Genomic DNA, 16,295 nt, shown 5'->3' with positions numbered 1-16,295 from the left:
TTAAAAAATTACATTTGTTAAAAATCGATATATGGCAGGGAACTCCTTTGGGAAATTATTTAAACTAACCACTTTCGGAGAATCACATGGCCCGGCTATTGGTGGAATAATAGATGGTTGTCCCGCTGGCATCGTTTTGGATCTAGATAAAATCCAGGATGATCTTAATAAAAGAAAACCTGGCCAATCTGCAATAGTTACTCAGCGTAAAGAACCAGACACCGTTGTTTTTCTGTCTGGTATTTTTGAAGGTGTAACTACGGGTACTCCAATTGGCTTCACTATAGAAAATGCTAACCAGAAATCGAAGGATTACTCTCACATAAAAGATGCTTTTAGACCCTCTCATGCAGATTACACATATTCAGAAAAATATGGCGTAAGAGATTATAGAGGAGGAGGACGATCTTCAGCTAGAGAAACAGCTTGTAGAGTTGTTGGAGGCGCAATTGCCAAACAAGTTATAAAAGATATTAAGATAGTTGCGTTTACTTCTTCTGTGGGTGAACTGAAACTAGAGAAAGAATTTGCTGAATTAGATTTCAGTTTAATTGAATCTAATCCTGTACGTTGTCCAGATCCTGAGACAGCTACTAAAATGGAGAATTATATTAAGCAAATTAGGGCAGAGGGAGATACCGTTGGTGGTACTGTAAAGTGTATTATTAAAAATGTTCCAATAGGATTAGGAGAACCTGTGTTCGATAAATTACATGCTACTTTAGGACAAGCGATGCTTTCTATTAATGCTGTTAAAGGTTTTGAAATTGGGAGTGGTTTTGATGGCACTAAATTAAAAGGTAGTGAGCATAATGATCTTTTTAATCAAGATGGCACAACCAAAACAAATTTAAGTGGAGGTATTCAAGGTGGAATCTCTAATGGAATGGATATTTACTTTAATGTGGCTTTTAAACCTGTAGCTACAATTATGCAAAAACAAGAAACTATTAACTCTAAAGGTGAGTTGGTAGAAATGCAGGGGAAAGGAAGACACGATCCATGTGTGGTTCCAAGAGCAATACCTATTGTAGAGGCTATGGCAGCCTTGGTATTAGCAGATTTTTGGTTACAAAATAAGACATCTAAAATATAATTAAAGCAAGAAATACAATGAAAAAATTAGCATTGCACTGGCAAATTTTATTAGGGATGCTCTTCGGGGTACTCTTCGCACTAGTGTTAACCAATTTTAGCTGGGGACCAGACTTTGTTGAAGATTGGATTAAACCTTTTGGAAACATATTTATTAATGCTTTAAAATTAATTGCAGTTCCCTTAATTCTAGCTTCTTTAATTAAAGGGATCTCCGATCTTAAGGATATTTCTAAATTATCCCAAATGGGAACTAGAACTATTGTAACCTATATAATTACTACGGTTATAGCGGTTTCTATAGGACTTGGACTTGTAAATCTTATAAAACCCGGAAGTGCAATTAGTGAAGAAACTAGAACAGATCTTATTACTAGTTACGAAACTGATGCATCGGTAAGAATAGCAGATGCTCAAAAGCAAAAAGATGCAGGTCCTTTACAAGCCTTAGAAGACATCGTTCCTAGTAATATCTTTGGTGCAGCTAGTGATAATGGAAATATGCTTCAAGTGATCTTTTTTGCTATTTTCTTCGGAATTGGTTTAATCCTTATTCCAGAAGCAGTTGGAAAACCGGTAAAAGACTTTTTTGATGGCTTTAATGAAGTTATCTTAAAAATGATAGATCTCATAATGCTTGCAGCTCCTTACGGTGTATTTGCTTTATTAGCAGCCTTAGTTGTAGAATCTCCAAGTGCCGATCTTTTTGCTGCATTAGCTATGTACGCCTTGACCGTAATTGTTGGATTAGCAATAATGATTGGTTTCTATATTTTAATCGTTTGGATCTTTACAAAAAATAAACCAGGATTTTTCTTAAATGGAATTGCGCCAGCACAGTTATTAGCTTTTTCCACAAGTTCCAGTGCTGCCACTTTACCTGTAACTATGGAAAGGGTAGAAGAGCATCTTGGAGTACATAAAGAAGTTGCAAGTTTTGTATTGCCTATTGGTGCAACTATTAATATGGATGGGACAAGTCTTTATCAAGCGGTAGCTGCAGTATTTATTGCACAGGCGTTTGGGATAGACCTAAGTATTGGAGCTCAATTAGGGATCATAGTAACTGCAACCTTAGCTTCTATAGGCTCTGCTGCTGTTCCTGGAGCCGGAATGGTAATGTTGGTGATAGTACTTGCTCAAGCAGGGATTCCGGAAGCTGGTTTAGCACTGATATTTGCAATAGATAGACCTTTAGATATGTGCAGAACAACTGTAAATGTAACTGGGGATGCAGCCGTTTCTATGCTGGTTGCTAAATCTGTAGATAAATTAGGCCCACCAAATGTGAAGGATTGGGATGATAATTATGCGCCAACCAAAGAAAAAGAGATCGCACATCAATAAGAGATAATGTAATAGTACAGTTTTTCTAAAAGGAAGTCGGATTCTAAAATTTATTTAGAATCCGACTTTTTTTTATTCTAAAAACTTCGCTTTTAGTTCTGGTGTTGGGATCATGCAAGATTCTTTTTTGCCAAACCATTTGTAGCGATTAGTGGCCACAATATCATACACTCCATCTCTAATGAAATTTGGGAGAAATAAGAAGTGTTTCATTAAAGAATATCCTCCAGAAAGCTCTTTTGCTATTTTTAATGCCGCAGTAGATTTTTCATAATAAACGACTCCTGGCTCAATTAAGGTTATGCTATCTAGTTTCTCTGGATCGATCCCTCTTTCTGAAACCATTTTTTTACCCAAGTCACTTTGTAAGGAGGCAAACCTAAAAACATCTTTTTTATCATGTTCAATAATAAAATTGATGGCATTATTGCAAAGATTGCAAACGCCGTCAAAAAGGATAATCTTTTTATTTTTGGGTAATACAGTTTCCATTTTATTTTTTCTTTTTCCCTGCAGGTTGCACCAATTCTAATTGCGCAAGATCTACGTTGGTAGTGAACATGCCGTAATTTACAATGGCTTTTCCTTTTTCAATTTTATCTATAGAGCCAACAGCACGACCATCTTCCATTCGAACTCGGTCTCCAATTTTCAAGGCAACCTTAGGCTTATTTGCTTCTTTTTTCTTCTGAATTGCTTCTGATTTCTTTTCTTCTTTCTTACGCTCCCTAATTACTTCTACTTTCTTTTCAGCTTCTTGAAGCACCTGTTTTTCCTTGACTTTTTTGACCTTGATCTCTTTAGGTGTTTCTTTTTTTCGTTTAGAATTCTCGATCTCAACGATCTTCAAGAATTCACCAATTAGATCTTTTTTCTTTTTATTGCTGAAGTATTTCTCGCTAAGATCATTGATCTTCTGCCCGAGATAGATCAACCGCTGATTACTATCATAGAGTTCCTGATAGCTCTCTAATTTCTGCTGAATCTTTGAATTTGTCTCTTCTAGCTTGTCTTTTTGCTGAGAGGCTTTTAACTCCTTACTTTTTAATGAATCGGTCGTTTTTTGAAGCTTGCTGCGTTCCCGTTGAAGATCTGCAATGCTCTTGTCAAATCGGATTTTCCCGCGTTCTACTTTCTTTTTAGAACGGTTTATCAAGCTATAGGGAATTCCGTTTTTCTGAGCAACTTCAAAAGTAAAAGAGCTTCCCGCTTCTCCAAGATGCAATTTGAAAAGTGGTTCCAGTGTTCTGGAATCAAACATCATGTTGGCGTTGCTCATATATGGCAATTCATTCGCCAACATCTTTAAATTGGTATAATGCGTAGTTAAGATTCCAAAAGATTCCCGCTCGTAGAACACTTCCAGAAAAGTTTCGGCTAAAGCACCACCTAATTCCGGATCACTTCCGGTTCCAAATTCATCTATAAGAAATAATGTTTTATCATCACATTTCTTCAGAAAATAATTCATGTTCTTTAAGCGATAACTATAAGTACTTAAATGATTTTCTATAGATTGATTATCTCCAATGTCGGTTAATATTTTATCGAAAAGACAAACCCGACTGTATTCATGTACCGGTATTAAAATCCCGCTTTGCAACATGATTTGCAATAAACCAACCGTTTTTAAGGTGATACTTTTACCACCTGCATTGGGTCCGGAAATTACTATTATACGTTCTTCTTTAGAAAGCTCAATATTCTGAGGATAGGTTTTTGTCCCCGATTTAAGGTTATTTCTATAAAGCAACGGGTGATAAGCATCTTTTATATAAAGCTCCCGTTCCTTTGTGATCTTTGGTAATAAAGCATTAATTAAACGCGCATACTTCGCCTTTGCAGCTATCACGTCTATCTCACTAAGAAGATCCTGATATTCCTTTAATAGTTCTATATAAGGAACCATGAAAACAGTAAGCTCTTTTAATATCCTGTCTATCTCTTCTTTTTCCTCATATTCCAGATTATTTAATTCTCTGGTATGGTTCAAAGTAGCTTCTGGCTGAATATATACAATACTTCCAGTTTTAGAATTTCCTAGAATCCCACCTTTCACTTTTTTACGGTGCATAGCTGAAACTGCCAACACTCTAATATTATCTACAACACTTTCTTTTATTTCATCTAAATAACCATAACCGCTATATTTTGAAAGCGCATTAGTAAAACTGGAATTTATCTGGCCTTTTACCAAATTCATCGCCCGGCGAGTATTAAGTAGCAGGGGAGAAGCATTATCTTTTACATCCCCAAATCTATCTATTACTTCATCTATTCTCTCAATAAGTACCTTGGTATATTCTACTTCTTCAGTAGTCTTATACAAACTTGGGTAAAGTTCCTTGAATTTATTAAAAAATCGTAATTGATCGTTTACCGTTTGAGAAAGACTGGAGATCTTCCTAAAGCCTCCAATTTCTAAAACAGCATTTTCTATATTTAGGAGTTTGATCTCCCTATGAACAGCATCAAAACCATGATTAGGAATTTTACTGTCCTGCATATAAGAACTTACATATTCGTTAGTCTGGTTTAGACCAAAAATAGTATCGTCGTAAGAAGAATATGGTACAATTTCTAAAGCCTTTTCAATTCCCATTTGTGTGGTACACAACTCACTTATTTGTTTTCTAACAGTAGGAAACTCTAGATCCTGAAGGCTTTTCGATGCAATTTTTATCATAGTAATTTTTCCCTAATTTTGGGTTCTACAAATTTACTTAAATTATAATGAAGCTCACTATCCATAACAGTTGGAAAAAGGTACTTAATGATGAATTTAATAAACCTTATTTCCAAGAATTAATAGATTTTGTTTCTGAAGAGTATGAAAATAATACTTGTTACCCAAAACAAGAACATATTTTTGAAGCCTTTAACAAATCATCTTTAGATGCTGCAAAAGTGGTTATAATAGGGCAGGACCCATATCATGGATTTGGCCAAGCAAATGGATTGTGCTTCTCTGTACATAATGGAGTTACAAACCCTCCTTCATTAAAAAATATTTTCAAAGAATTGGAGTCTGATCTTGGGGGACCATATAATACAGAAAATGGTGATCTTGAAAAATGGGCAAATCAAGGCGTTCTTTTATTGAATGCGGTATTAACTGTTAGAGGTGGAGATGCAGGATCTCATCAAAATAAAGGATGGGAAAAATTTACAGATGCGGTGATCAAAGTTCTTTCTGAAGAAAAGGAACACCTGGTTTTTTTACTTTGGGGTGGCTATGCAAAAAAGAAAGGAAGAAAGATAGACACTTCAAAACATTTGGTTTTAACTAGTGGTCATCCTTCTCCCTTAAGCGCTAATCGTGGATATTGGTTTGGAAATAAACATTTTACCCAAACGAATAAATATCTAATTGAAAACAGGAAATCCCCAATAAACTGGTAATTTAAAATCTAAATCCGAGGTTTACATTAAACTGGCCAACAACAACAGGAGAGTTATCGTTGAATAAATTTCTACCAATCCCGGTACTTAGATCTAAGAAGAAACCTTGTTTTCCAACAAATTTTCCACCTAAACCAAATCCCAGAGCGAAATCTGTATAAGATATCTTTTCACGGTTAGAGTAATAGATATCATCCACAAAGTATTCATTATACTCAGAATATTTCCCAGAAGATATCATTGCAAGTCCATTTACATAAAATCCCCAAGCTGTACGGTCTCCAAAAAAGTATTTATATTTTCCCGTTAAAGAGACATCTTTGTTAAAAGCATCACCAATGTCTTCGTTATCTCTATCTAAGGCCAGAACAAAGGCTTCAATTGCCCAACTAGAATTTGGTGTTATTATACGTTCATAGGCAACATCCAGAGCTCCAAAAGCAACTAAATTTAATGTACCTATACTTAGTTCGTTTTTTGCAATATCTCGTTTATAAACTATTTCTTCTGAAGAAGTGGTCTCCTTTTCAGTAGTTATTCCTTGTGAGAAACTTATAAATGATGCAAATAAAAAGAGGGGAAGAAGTAATTGTTTTTTCATGTAAGCTTTTTAAAATATAAAATGAGATTAAAAACTACAAATTATAAATTAATTTGGAAGCAGCGAGTTTTTCAGGAATTAAATTCAAGCTTAATAAATGGTTTTGAATATTCTCAATTTCCTCTACTGTCAGCTGGGATTCACTCCATGAAGTGATCTCCAACCATTCTTTAATATCTTCTAGCTTTTGATCATATCGTTTAGCTAATAGCTCCTCTATTTCCGGGATCTCTTTAAAACTGATCGTTTTAGTGTTAATCACCTTCAACATTTCCCTAACGGCATCCTTTTGATTTTCTAAAACGTCTTCTCTTACCGCAATAACAAAACATGGCCACGGAGTAGGACATTCTCCCACACTTCTAAAAACGCCTTTATCTACCAAAGGTTTAGTAGTAAAACGTTCCCACATAAAGTACTGAGCTTTATCTTCTTCTAGAGCTTTTACAGCTCCATCTATATCCCCAACAATTTCAAAGTCTAATGATTTAGGTTCCCAGTGTAGCTTTTCAGCATTTATATATGCCATAAGATGAGATCCCGATCCCATCCTTGAAATAGCTGCCTTTGTATTTTTTAGGTCTTCTACAGAACTATATTTAGAATTAGCATCTACGTGTATTCCCCATATTAATGGAGAATGTACATAGGTTTGTACTATTTTAGACGGATTTCCAGCGATGATATCTTTAATGATCCCTTCTGTTAAAATAATAGCGACATCTATTTCATTATTTCTCAAAGCAGAATTCATAGCGCCCGTTCCCCCAGGGAAACTATGCCATTCTATATGTAAATGATCATATTCAAAATCTCCATCTTCTATAGCAAGATGCCATGGAAGATTGAAATGTTCTGGAACTCCACCAACTCTAAGTGTTCTCATTATATATCGTGTTTTTCTTTTAAATACTCATAGATCTCATATTGAGAACGAATCGCTTTTTCTCCAGCCTTTCTTTCAACATAAGTGTTCGACTCTTCTTTATCCTGAATTCTTGCTTTTACATTATCACTCAATTGAATATGTAAAATATCTTTAAATTCCTGAGCGATATCTTCATCAAAAATAGGTGTGATCACTTCTATCCTTCTGTCTAAATTTCTACTCATCCAATCTGCACTTCCAAAAAATATTTGTTCATCGCCTCCATTTTCAAAAAGATAGATTCTTCCGTGCTCCAAAAATCTATCTATAATACTGGTAATATAAATATTTTCACTCATTCCTTTAATTCCAGGTATCAGACTCGTGAAACCACGAATAAGCAATCGAATTTTTACTCCAGCATTACTGGCCTTATATAAAAGTTCGATCATTTCTTCATCTTCTAAGCTATTCATTTTCGCAATTATGGAAGCCTTTTTTCCTTCTTTCGCAAATTGAATTTCATTTAAAACCAGTTTAGTGAAATTTCTACGGGTGGAGAAAGGAGATATTAATAAGTGCTTTTCTCTAGGAATGATCAATTTTCCATCCAACACCTTAAAAATACGATCCAGTTCCTTAGTTACTCTTTTATCTGCAGTGAAAATTGCATGATCACAATAAATCTTGGAGGTCTTACTATTAAAATTCCCGGTTCCTATATAAGCGTATCTTTTCGCTTTTCCATTTTCCTGCCGTTTAACCAGCATGATCTTGGAGTGAACTTTAATCTTTGGATAGCTATAAATTACATTGGCTCCTTTTTCTTCAAACTTCCTTCCCCAAACTATATTGTTAGCTTCATCAAATCTTGCTTTTGCTTCAACAAAAATGGTCACTTTAATACCATTTTCAATAGCCTTAAGAAGACTAGATGTTAATTGAGATTCATCGGCGACTCTATAAAGCGATATTTTTATCGCTTCTACAGTTGGGTCTGAAGCTGCTTGCTCCAAGAATTTTTCGACATAGTTGAAAGACATAAAAGGGAAATGCAAAGACTGATCTTTTGCAGCTATGATCTCAAAATAATTTTCTGAATTACCTAAAACTTTATGTTTAAGAGGGGGAAGCTCTTCAAAATGTAACTCGGCATTATTTGTTGGATCTGGGAAAGAGAAAAAATCGCTAAAATTATGATATCTCCCTCCAGGCATCATATCTATCTTTCCAAGATTTAAGAGTTTTCTTAACTTCTTATGGATTTCCTTATCCATATCTGCATCATATAGTAAACGAGTAGGTTGCCCATCTGTTCGTTGTGCCAAGGACTCATAAATTTTTTCGGCTAAAACCCCATCAAATTCATCTTCAATATAGAGTTCGGCATCTCGAGACATTTTTATTTCATAAATCCCGGAAACAGATTCCTTTGGAAATAATTCTGGAATAATATTTCTAATAATATCGTCTAGAAAAGTGATCGTATTATTGGTGAATTGTACAAAGCGGCCACATTCTTCAGTAGGAATATTTACAAAACCTAGTTTGTTTTCATCCTTAAATGTAACTACTAAATAAAGTATATTATTGGTGAGAAATAATTCAGATGCTTTAGTAAGGTCAATGACTTCAGGTTTCAAATATTTTGCTACCTGCTCATTATAATATTTTTTTGCATAAGCATGTTGTTCCTGATTGAAGTTTTCTGATTCTATTAGAAAGATTTCTTTTTCTGCCAATTGCGGAATGATCTGCTCATGAAAGATCTCTCCAAATTTATTTTGCTGAAGTTTTACTTCCTCTAAGATTTGCTTGGTAAATTTATTAGGTCTTAAGGCAAGTTTTTTACGAATGCTCTTCTCTACTTTTTTAATCTGCCGTAATTGAGATACGCGTACTCTAAAGTATTCATCTAAATTAGAAGAGAAAATAGCTAAAAATTTAAGTCTTTCGTAAAGCGGATTTATTTCGTCTTCAGCTTCTTGTAAAACCCGTTCATTGAAACTCAACCAATTTAGATCGCGATGTCTTAAACGAGATTCTGTAGATGCTAGCATAGGGGATCATTTTTAACAAAAATACAAAGACTACAATGCTCTCAACTTTAATGTTCTGTTAAATAACGGCCTCTATAGAAGCTATTCTATCTAGTGCATCCACAATAAGCCTTTCTACCGTAGCTGTTGGATCTTTACTAAATTCGCCTGTTGCTCTATTAGCAACTATAGCATTTAATGAGAGCGCTCTATGCCCAAGAAGTTTCGATAAACCATAGATCCCGGCAGTCTCCATTTCAAGATTGGTTATTCTTCGGTCTTTATAATTAAAGTGAGCCATTCTATCATTTAGATTTGGGTTGCTAAGTGGCAACCTAAGCACTCTTCCTTGTGGACCATAAAAGCCACAGTTGGTTACAGTAATTCCTTTAAAATAATCCTTTTCAAAATAGGAGAGTAGCCTAACATCTGCATTTACTACATAAGGAAGACCATTTTCTCTTGGAAGAATTAGATGTTCTAATAATAATTTTGAAAATTTTATATCTTGGATTTCCTCACTTTTATAAAAATGAAGTAAAGAATCGAAACCTACAGCAGTTTCAGAAACTAAAAAAGCATCTATTGGGATATCTGCTTGAATAGATCCAGAAGTCCCTATTCTAATAATATCTAAAGAAGTGAGATTTTTCTTAACCTTCCTTGTTTTAAAATCTATGTTTACCAACGCATCTAATTCGTTGAAGACGATATCTATATTATCGGTTCCAATACCTGTAGAGATCACACTAATGCGTTTACCTTTGTACATTCCAGTTTGAGTATGGAACTCTCTTTTATGTACAATATGCTCTATAGTATCAAAATGCTTAGTAATATTGTTTACTCTATCTGGATCACCTACCGTAATAACTGTTGTAGCTAATTGATTTGGCAATAAATTTAAATGATAAATACTACCATCTTCATTTAGGATAAACTCTGAAGGTTTTAAAGTCATTCTATAATTTTAAAATATTATGAGATTCAGAGTCGTATAAAAAATCATACATTTTTACTCCGCCAAATGAATCTTTGTTTTTTAGGTTTTGATAAAAATTACGTGAGCCAATAAAAGCCTCTTCTCCCTCTTCAGTAAGGATGATCCTCTCATTTTTAAGAGTATAAAACTTTTTCAACTTATCTAGTAATCTCTGAATTTGTCTTTCTCCATATCCAAAATATCCTTGATACTGAATAGAATAGCCCAATAACTGATTTAAACTAGTGATATTATTCTCTTTTATTAATCTAAGAATATTTGCTTCTATCGTGTTTAAGCCTGTTCTGGAATTTGGAAAACGTTCTATATGAGTTCTAATACAGCTGGAAAGGTATTCGAAATTAGATTTTTGCCTTATCAAGGATTTTAATTTCAAAGGGTTCTCTTCATTGTAATACTGCCAGATCAAATTTGCCATTTCTAGATCATCCTGATCTAAATGTATTTTCTGATCGAAGTGATTTTTTAGATGTTTCAGAGATAATTGAGAAAGTGGTTGAAATTCCTTTTCTCCTTTCAGTTTTTTGCTGCAAACTAAGTAAACAGGCAGATCTACCTTATTTTCCAGTAAACGGCTAATTGCAGCTATCATATTAATATGAGAGAAAAGATCGAACTCAAACCAAAGAATAATTTCATCGGTATCTTTTATCGCATCTAATTTCTGAAGTTGTTGTAAAAATTTCTCTTCATAATCTTCTGGATTAATTTGATAAAAGCGTTTTAAGAAAGTAGTGCGTAGTTTAATGAATTCTGGAGTTCCTAGTTCATAGGTGGTAGGACCCTCACAAAGCATTTCTCGCCAAATAACAATATCTCCCTCAATGCCCAATTCCGAAATATTTTCTGCAAGTATATTTCCATTAGCAATATGTAATTGTCTAGGCATATTAAGGGGTTAAAAAAACATTAGTATAAATCATCCGCCAACTCGTTTCACTCTATAACCATCTTGTTTTAAAAACTCCATGACTTTATTTCTAACATCTCCTTGAATTATGATCTCTCCATCTTTAACAGATCCACCAACACCACATTTTTTCTTTAAGGTTTTTCCAAGAGAATTAAGATCTTCATCCTTTCCTTCAAAACCTTTAATAACAGTCACAATTTTACCACCGCGACCTTTGTTGCTAAAATGTGCCTCTAAATATTGATCTTTAGGTTCTGGGGTTTCGGTTTGTTCTGAATCATTAGCATCTACATCAAAATCATTATCTGTAGAAAAGACAAATCCGCCCAGATCCTCTAAACCTAATTTTTTCTTGGACATAACTTATTTTTTAATAAGCCCTATCTCAACAAGACGCTGATGTAGAAATTCTCCAGCAGTAATATCTTCATATTGCTTAGGATTGTTTTCATCTATACATTCTTCCAGACAATTTAAAGGCATTTCACCTCTTGGATGCATAAAAAATGGAATAGAATAACGTGGATTGCTCCATTGCTCCTTAGGTGGATTTACCACTTTATGAATAGTAGATCTTAATTTATTATTGGTAAGTCTTTCCAGCATATCACCAACATTAATAACCAATTCATCTTCTTCGGGAATTGCATCTATCCATTCTCCGTCTTTTCTCATTACCTGAAGTCCTCCTGTAGAAGCACCCATTAAAAGTGTGATTAAATTGATATCCCCGTGTGCTCCGGCACGTTCAGCACCTTTAGGTTCTTCAGTGATTGGTGGGTAATGAATAGGTCTTAAAATACTATTTCCATTACTTGCCCAATGATCAAAATAATGCTCATCTAAGCCAATATATATAGCTAAAGCTCTTAATACATAGATTCCCGTTTTTTCAAGCATTCTATATGCTTCCATCCCGGTATGATTAAAATCTTTTAATTCTTCTACAATTACGTTTGGAGGATATTCTTCTTTTAAATTAGCATCGGCTGTTGGTTCTTGTCCAAAATGCCAGAATTCTTTAAGATCTCCTTCTTTTTTGCCTTTAGCATGTTCTTTCCCAAAAGAAATATAACCTCTCTGTCCTCCTAAACCTTCAATTTCATAACTTCTCTTAGTCTCTTCTGAAAGGTCAAAGAATAATTTTACTTCTTTATATAATTCCTCCACCAACTCATCACTCAAAAAGTGATTTTTTAGTGAAACAAATCCAATCTCTTCATAGGCTGTACCTATTTCATCAACAAATTTTTGCTTGCGCTTTGGATCTCCTGAAAGAAAATCTGCTAAGTCTACACTTGGTATATTATTCATTGCCATTTTACGGTGTCTTTATCATAGTTTACAAACAAAGTTAAATAAAATTAATGGAGTATATATTTTTCTTTACAATTATAAGGAACTCATAAAATTAATTACATTTGATTAACTAGATATATTTTATGAAACCTGCAAATACAGACTTTTCAAGCATAAACTACCAAAACACCAACCTCCCTAATTCTACTCTTTTAAAGTTATACAGGGGAATGCTTAAGCCCAGACTCATAGAAGAAAAAATGCTTATTTTATTAAGGCAGGGAAAAGTATCTAAATGGTTTAGTGGAATAGGGCAGGAAGCCATTTCTATAGGAGTAACAATGGCAATGCAAGAAGATGAATATATCTTACCAATGCATAGAAATTTAGGTGTATTTACCGCTAGAGAAATACCTCTTTATAGGTTGTTTTCTCAATGGCAGGGAAAAGCTAATGGTTTTACTAAGGGAAGAGATAGAAGTTTTCATTTCGGAACTCAAGAATATAAAATTGTGGGAATGATATCTCACTTAGGTCCTCAGTTAGGAGTTGCAGATGGTATTGCTTTAGCACATAAACTTAAAAATGAAAATAAATTAACTGCGGTTTTTACTGGAGAAGGAGGTACCAGTGAAGGGGATTTTCATGAGGCTTTAAATATTGCTTCTGTTTGGGATCTTCCTGTTTTATTTTGTGTTGAAAATAATGGATACGGACTTTCAACCCCAACCACCGAGCAATATAGGTGCAAGAATATCATGGACCGCGGGATTGGTTATGGAATGGAAGCTTATCAAATAGATGGGAATAATATTTTAGAAGTATTTACCAAGGTATCTGAGATAGCTGAAAGTGTTCGTGAAAACCCAAGACCAGTATTATTGGAATTTATAACATTTAGAATGCGAGGTCATGAAGAGGCAAGTGGAACAAAGTATGTTCCAGAAGACTTGATGAAGGAGTGGGCTGCTAAAGATCCACTATCTAATTTTAAAGCCTTCTTAATAGAAAATAACATCCTTAGTGAAGAGGTTAATAAAGGCTATATAAAGGATATCAAAGCTGAAATAAATGAGAACTTACAGCTAGCATTCGATGAAGAAGTAATTGTTTCTTCTGAAAGTGAAGAGTTAAATGATGTATATCAAAAATTTGAATATCAGCATTTTGAAGAAAATAAAGAAGTAGAGAATATCCGGTTTATCGATGCGATAGCAGAAGGTTTAAAGCAATCTATGCAACAGCACGATGATCTTGTTCTAATGGGGCAAGATATTGCAGATTATGGAGGAGTTTTTAAAATAACAGAGAACAGTTTAGCAGACTTCGGCAAAGACAGAGTTCGTAATACCCCTATTTGTGAATCGGGAATTGTGGCAGCTGCAATGGGACTTTCTATTAAAGGGATTAAGTCTATGGTGGAAATGCAATTTGCAGATTTTGTGAGTTCAGGCTTTAATCCAGTGGTTAATTATTTAGCTAAAGTACATTATAGATGGAACCAACAAGCAGATGTTGTAATAAGAATGCCTTGTGGCGCAGGGGTTGGCGCAGGACCCTTTCATAGTCAAACTAATGAAGCTTGGTTCACTAAAACTCCAGGTTTAAAGGTTGTGTATCCAGCATTTCCTAAAGATGCCAAAGGATTATTGAATACCGCCTTTAACGATCCCAATCCAGTCTTGTTTTTTGAACATAAAGCACTTTATAGAAGTATTCGTCAAGAAGTGCCAACAAATTATTATACGATTCCTTTTGGAAAAGCCGCATTCATCCAGGAAGGGCACGAGGTTACTATTGTAGCTTACGGAGCAGCTGTACATTGGGCAATGGAAGCCTTATTGGAGTTCCCAGATCTTAGTGTAGATCTAATAGATCTTAGAACTTTGCAACCCTTAGATATAGACACCGTTTTCACTTCTGTAAAGAAAACAGGACGCGTACTTATAATAAATGAGGACTCTATCTTTGGAAGTATCGCTTCAGATATTGCAGCGCAGGTGGCAGAAGAATGTTTTGAGTATTTAGATGCACCTATAAAGAGATTAGGAAGTATGGAAACACCAATTCCATTTACGCAAAACCTAGAGAATCAATATCTTCCGAAAAATCGTATTAATGAAAAATTAAAAGAATTAATAACGTATTAGCAAAATATTGGCTTTACAAGTTTATATTTAAGATTCCTTAACAAATTCCTTGTTAAATTATTAATAATCTTTTGTTAGATGCTTAAGCGTAGAGTAATTTAGCTTTAACTAATCATTAAACTACTATTATTATGGTACGACTTATTGTTATTTTCCTGATTATTGCACTAGTTGCTGCAATTTTTGGTTTTGGAGGAATCGCAGAAGGATCTGCAGACATTGCAAAAATTATCTTTTACATCTTTATTGTATTGCTTGTTATTTCCTTAATAAGCCGATTATTCAGAAGATAATTTAAGCTCAATATATTAATCCAATTAGATAAAATAACTTTATTTGATTGGATTTTTTCAAATCTTTAAACAAAAACCCTTATGAAAAAGTTAATTTTTATACTCACCGCAGCTCTTTTAATAGTTTCCTGTGGTCCTAGTAAAGTAGCAACAGAAGCTCGTAAAACATTTAAAGGCGATTGGATGCTTAATACCGTTACATATCCTAATTCTCAAGGTACATTTGATGTTACCTTATTTAATGATGCTTCGGCAGCATGTTTTAAGGGAAGTAACTGGAGTTTTGTTTCCAATAACAATACGGGTACTTATACTACTGCTGGTTCTAATTGTACTGCTGGAGAACGTTATTTCGTTTGGTCTATAGACGAAGAGAATACACCAAGTGGAACATTCGACTTTTTATTGAAACCAACAGATAGTAAATGGAACTCTACTACTGGAAATCAAGGTTTCAGAATTAACTTAGTTTCCTTAACCGAAACTACAATGACCTGGGAACAAACTGTAACCCTAGAAGGTTCTCCATTTGTTATCAGAATGAATTTTACTAAACTTTAAAATATAAATTATGAAAATAGGAATAAATAAATTTTTAGCTCTAGCATTTACGGCAACCTTATTATTTGGTTGTGAGGCTACTAAGAATGCAAATAACACTCAAAAAGGTGCTGTAATAGGTGCTGGTAGTGGAGCCGTTATAGGTGGTGTAATTGGAAACAATGTTGGAAAAGGAAATACTGCTCTAGGGGCCATAATTGGTGGTGTTGTAGGTGGTACTGCTGGTGGTTACATTGGAAGTAGAATGGATAAACAAGCTAAACAAATAGAGCAAGAAATTCCTGGTGCTGAAGTTGAAAGAGTAGGTGAAGGAATTAACGTGACATTTGATGAAGCGAGTGGTGTTTATTTTGATACTGAAAAATATAACATCAATGCAAAATCTCAAGAAACCTTGAATAAATTAGCTGGTATCTTTAAAGAATATCCAAATACTAATGTTTTAGTTGAAGGACATACAGATGATACAGGTAGTGATAGTTATAACCTTACTTTGTCTAAGAACAGAGCGCAGGCCGTAACAAATTATATGGTTAATAACGGATTGGATAAAGGTAGGTTTGATACCAAGTGGTATGGGGAAGCTCAACCTAAGTACGATAACACTACTGCAGATGGTAGATCTAAGAATCGTAGAGTAGAACTTGCTATCGTTGCAAATGAACAATTGAAAAAAGAAGCAGAAGAAGCTACTAAAGAGAACTAAGACAACTCACAAATTCAT

Annotated in this window: 16 protein-coding genes; 7 read left to right on the top strand and 9 right to left on the bottom strand. The window is 34.3% G+C overall.

The features are described from left to right. Positions 1-31 precede the first annotated feature (31 nt). Positions 32-1,096, top strand: a complete 1,065-nt coding sequence (gene aroC / locus BC962_RS06715) for a chorismate synthase (protein ID WP_121345150.1) — start codon at positions 32-34, stop codon at positions 1,094-1,096. 17 nt (positions 1,097-1,113) lie between these two features. Next, positions 1,114-2,442: a dicarboxylate/amino acid:cation symporter gene (locus BC962_RS06710; protein WP_121345149.1), complete on the top strand. Its 1,329-nt coding sequence runs from the start codon at positions 1,114-1,116 to the stop codon at positions 2,440-2,442. Positions 2,443-2,514: 72 nt separating this feature from the next. On the opposite strand, the gene BC962_RS06705 is transcribed toward BC962_RS06710, so the two are convergent. Both BC962_RS06705 and BC962_RS06700 read right to left on the bottom strand, forming a co-directional pair. Next, a complete protein-coding gene (locus BC962_RS06705) occupies positions 2,515-2,934 on the bottom strand; it encodes a thiol-disulfide oxidoreductase DCC family protein (protein WP_121345148.1) in 420 nt (139 codons plus the stop codon). Position 2,935: 1 nt separating this feature from the next. Next, complete coding sequence (locus BC962_RS06700; RefSeq protein WP_121345147.1) at positions 2,936-5,128, bottom strand: endonuclease MutS2; 2,193 nt, start codon at positions 5,126-5,128, stop codon at positions 2,936-2,938. Between the two features lie 47 nt (positions 5,129-5,175). Between BC962_RS06700 and BC962_RS06695 the strand changes: the two genes are divergently transcribed. Continuing rightward, complete coding sequence (locus BC962_RS06695) at positions 5,176-5,844, top strand: uracil-DNA glycosylase (protein ID WP_121345146.1); 669 nt, start codon at positions 5,176-5,178, stop codon at positions 5,842-5,844. 1 nt (position 5,845) lies between these two features. Here the strand turns inward: BC962_RS06695 and BC962_RS06690 are convergent, their stop codons facing one another. Genes BC962_RS06690 through BC962_RS06660 form a run of 7 tightly spaced genes read right to left on the bottom strand, consistent with a single transcriptional unit; the run spans position 5,846 to position 12,582 of the window. Continuing rightward, positions 5,846-6,445, bottom strand: coding sequence for a hypothetical protein (locus tag BC962_RS06690; RefSeq protein ID WP_121345145.1), 600 nt, complete (start codon positions 6,443-6,445; stop codon positions 5,846-5,848). Between the two features lie 34 nt (positions 6,446-6,479). Beyond that, a complete protein-coding gene (locus BC962_RS06685; protein WP_121345144.1) occupies positions 6,480-7,331 on the bottom strand; it encodes a substrate-binding domain-containing protein in 852 nt (283 codons plus the stop codon). After that, positions 7,331-9,373, bottom strand: a complete 2,043-nt coding sequence (ppk1, locus tag BC962_RS06680) for a polyphosphate kinase 1 (protein WP_121345143.1) — start codon at positions 9,371-9,373, stop codon at positions 7,331-7,333. Before ppk1 ends, BC962_RS06685 begins: the two co-directional genes overlap by 1 nt. Before the next feature lie 58 nt (positions 9,374-9,431). Further along, a complete protein-coding gene (locus BC962_RS06675; protein ID WP_121345142.1) occupies positions 9,432-10,313 on the bottom strand; it encodes a nucleoside phosphorylase in 882 nt (293 codons plus the stop codon). A gap of 1 nt (position 10,314) precedes the next feature. Continuing rightward, positions 10,315-11,244 carry a DUF1835 domain-containing protein gene (locus BC962_RS06670; RefSeq protein WP_121345141.1) on the bottom strand — a complete coding sequence of 310 codons (930 nt, stop codon included), beginning with the start codon at positions 11,242-11,244 and terminating at the stop codon, positions 10,315-10,317. Positions 11,245-11,274: 30 nt separating this feature from the next. Then, positions 11,275-11,628: a translation initiation factor gene (locus BC962_RS06665; protein ID WP_121345140.1), complete on the bottom strand. Its 354-nt coding sequence runs from the start codon at positions 11,626-11,628 to the stop codon at positions 11,275-11,277. 3 nt (positions 11,629-11,631) lie between these two features. Continuing rightward, the gene (locus BC962_RS06660; RefSeq protein WP_121346027.1) at positions 11,632-12,582 is read right to left on the bottom strand and encodes an isopenicillin N synthase family dioxygenase; all 951 of its coding nucleotides are present in this window, start codon (positions 12,580-12,582) and stop codon (positions 11,632-11,634) included. A 128-nt stretch (positions 12,583-12,710) separates the two neighbouring features. Here BC962_RS06660 and BC962_RS06655 point away from each other — a divergent pair, with 128 nt between their 5' ends. From BC962_RS06655 to BC962_RS06640, 4 genes are all read left to right on the top strand, one after another. Beyond that, a complete protein-coding gene (locus BC962_RS06655) occupies positions 12,711-14,717 on the top strand; it encodes an alpha-ketoacid dehydrogenase subunit alpha/beta (protein ID WP_121345139.1) in 2,007 nt (668 codons plus the stop codon). A gap of 131 nt (positions 14,718-14,848) precedes the next feature. Beyond that, the gene (locus tag BC962_RS06650) at positions 14,849-15,010 is read left to right on the top strand and encodes a DUF1328 domain-containing protein (RefSeq protein WP_010228413.1); all 162 of its coding nucleotides are present in this window, start codon (positions 14,849-14,851) and stop codon (positions 15,008-15,010) included. Between the two features lie 81 nt (positions 15,011-15,091). Continuing rightward, a complete protein-coding gene (locus tag BC962_RS06645) occupies positions 15,092-15,571 on the top strand; it encodes a lipocalin family protein (protein WP_121345138.1) in 480 nt (159 codons plus the stop codon). A gap of 10 nt (positions 15,572-15,581) precedes the next feature. Continuing rightward, positions 15,582-16,277 carry an OmpA family protein gene (locus BC962_RS06640; protein ID WP_121345137.1) on the top strand — a complete coding sequence of 232 codons (696 nt, stop codon included), beginning with the start codon at positions 15,582-15,584 and terminating at the stop codon, positions 16,275-16,277. Positions 16,278-16,295: the final 18 nt, after the last annotated feature.

The organism is Gillisia mitskevichiae (assembly GCF_003634585.1).
In the GTDB taxonomy this organism is placed as follows: domain Bacteria; phylum Bacteroidota; class Bacteroidia; order Flavobacteriales; family Flavobacteriaceae; genus Gillisia; species Gillisia mitskevichiae.
The sequence above is the reverse complement of the archived record's forward strand: the minus strand, read 5'-3'. Positions and strand labels throughout refer to the sequence as shown.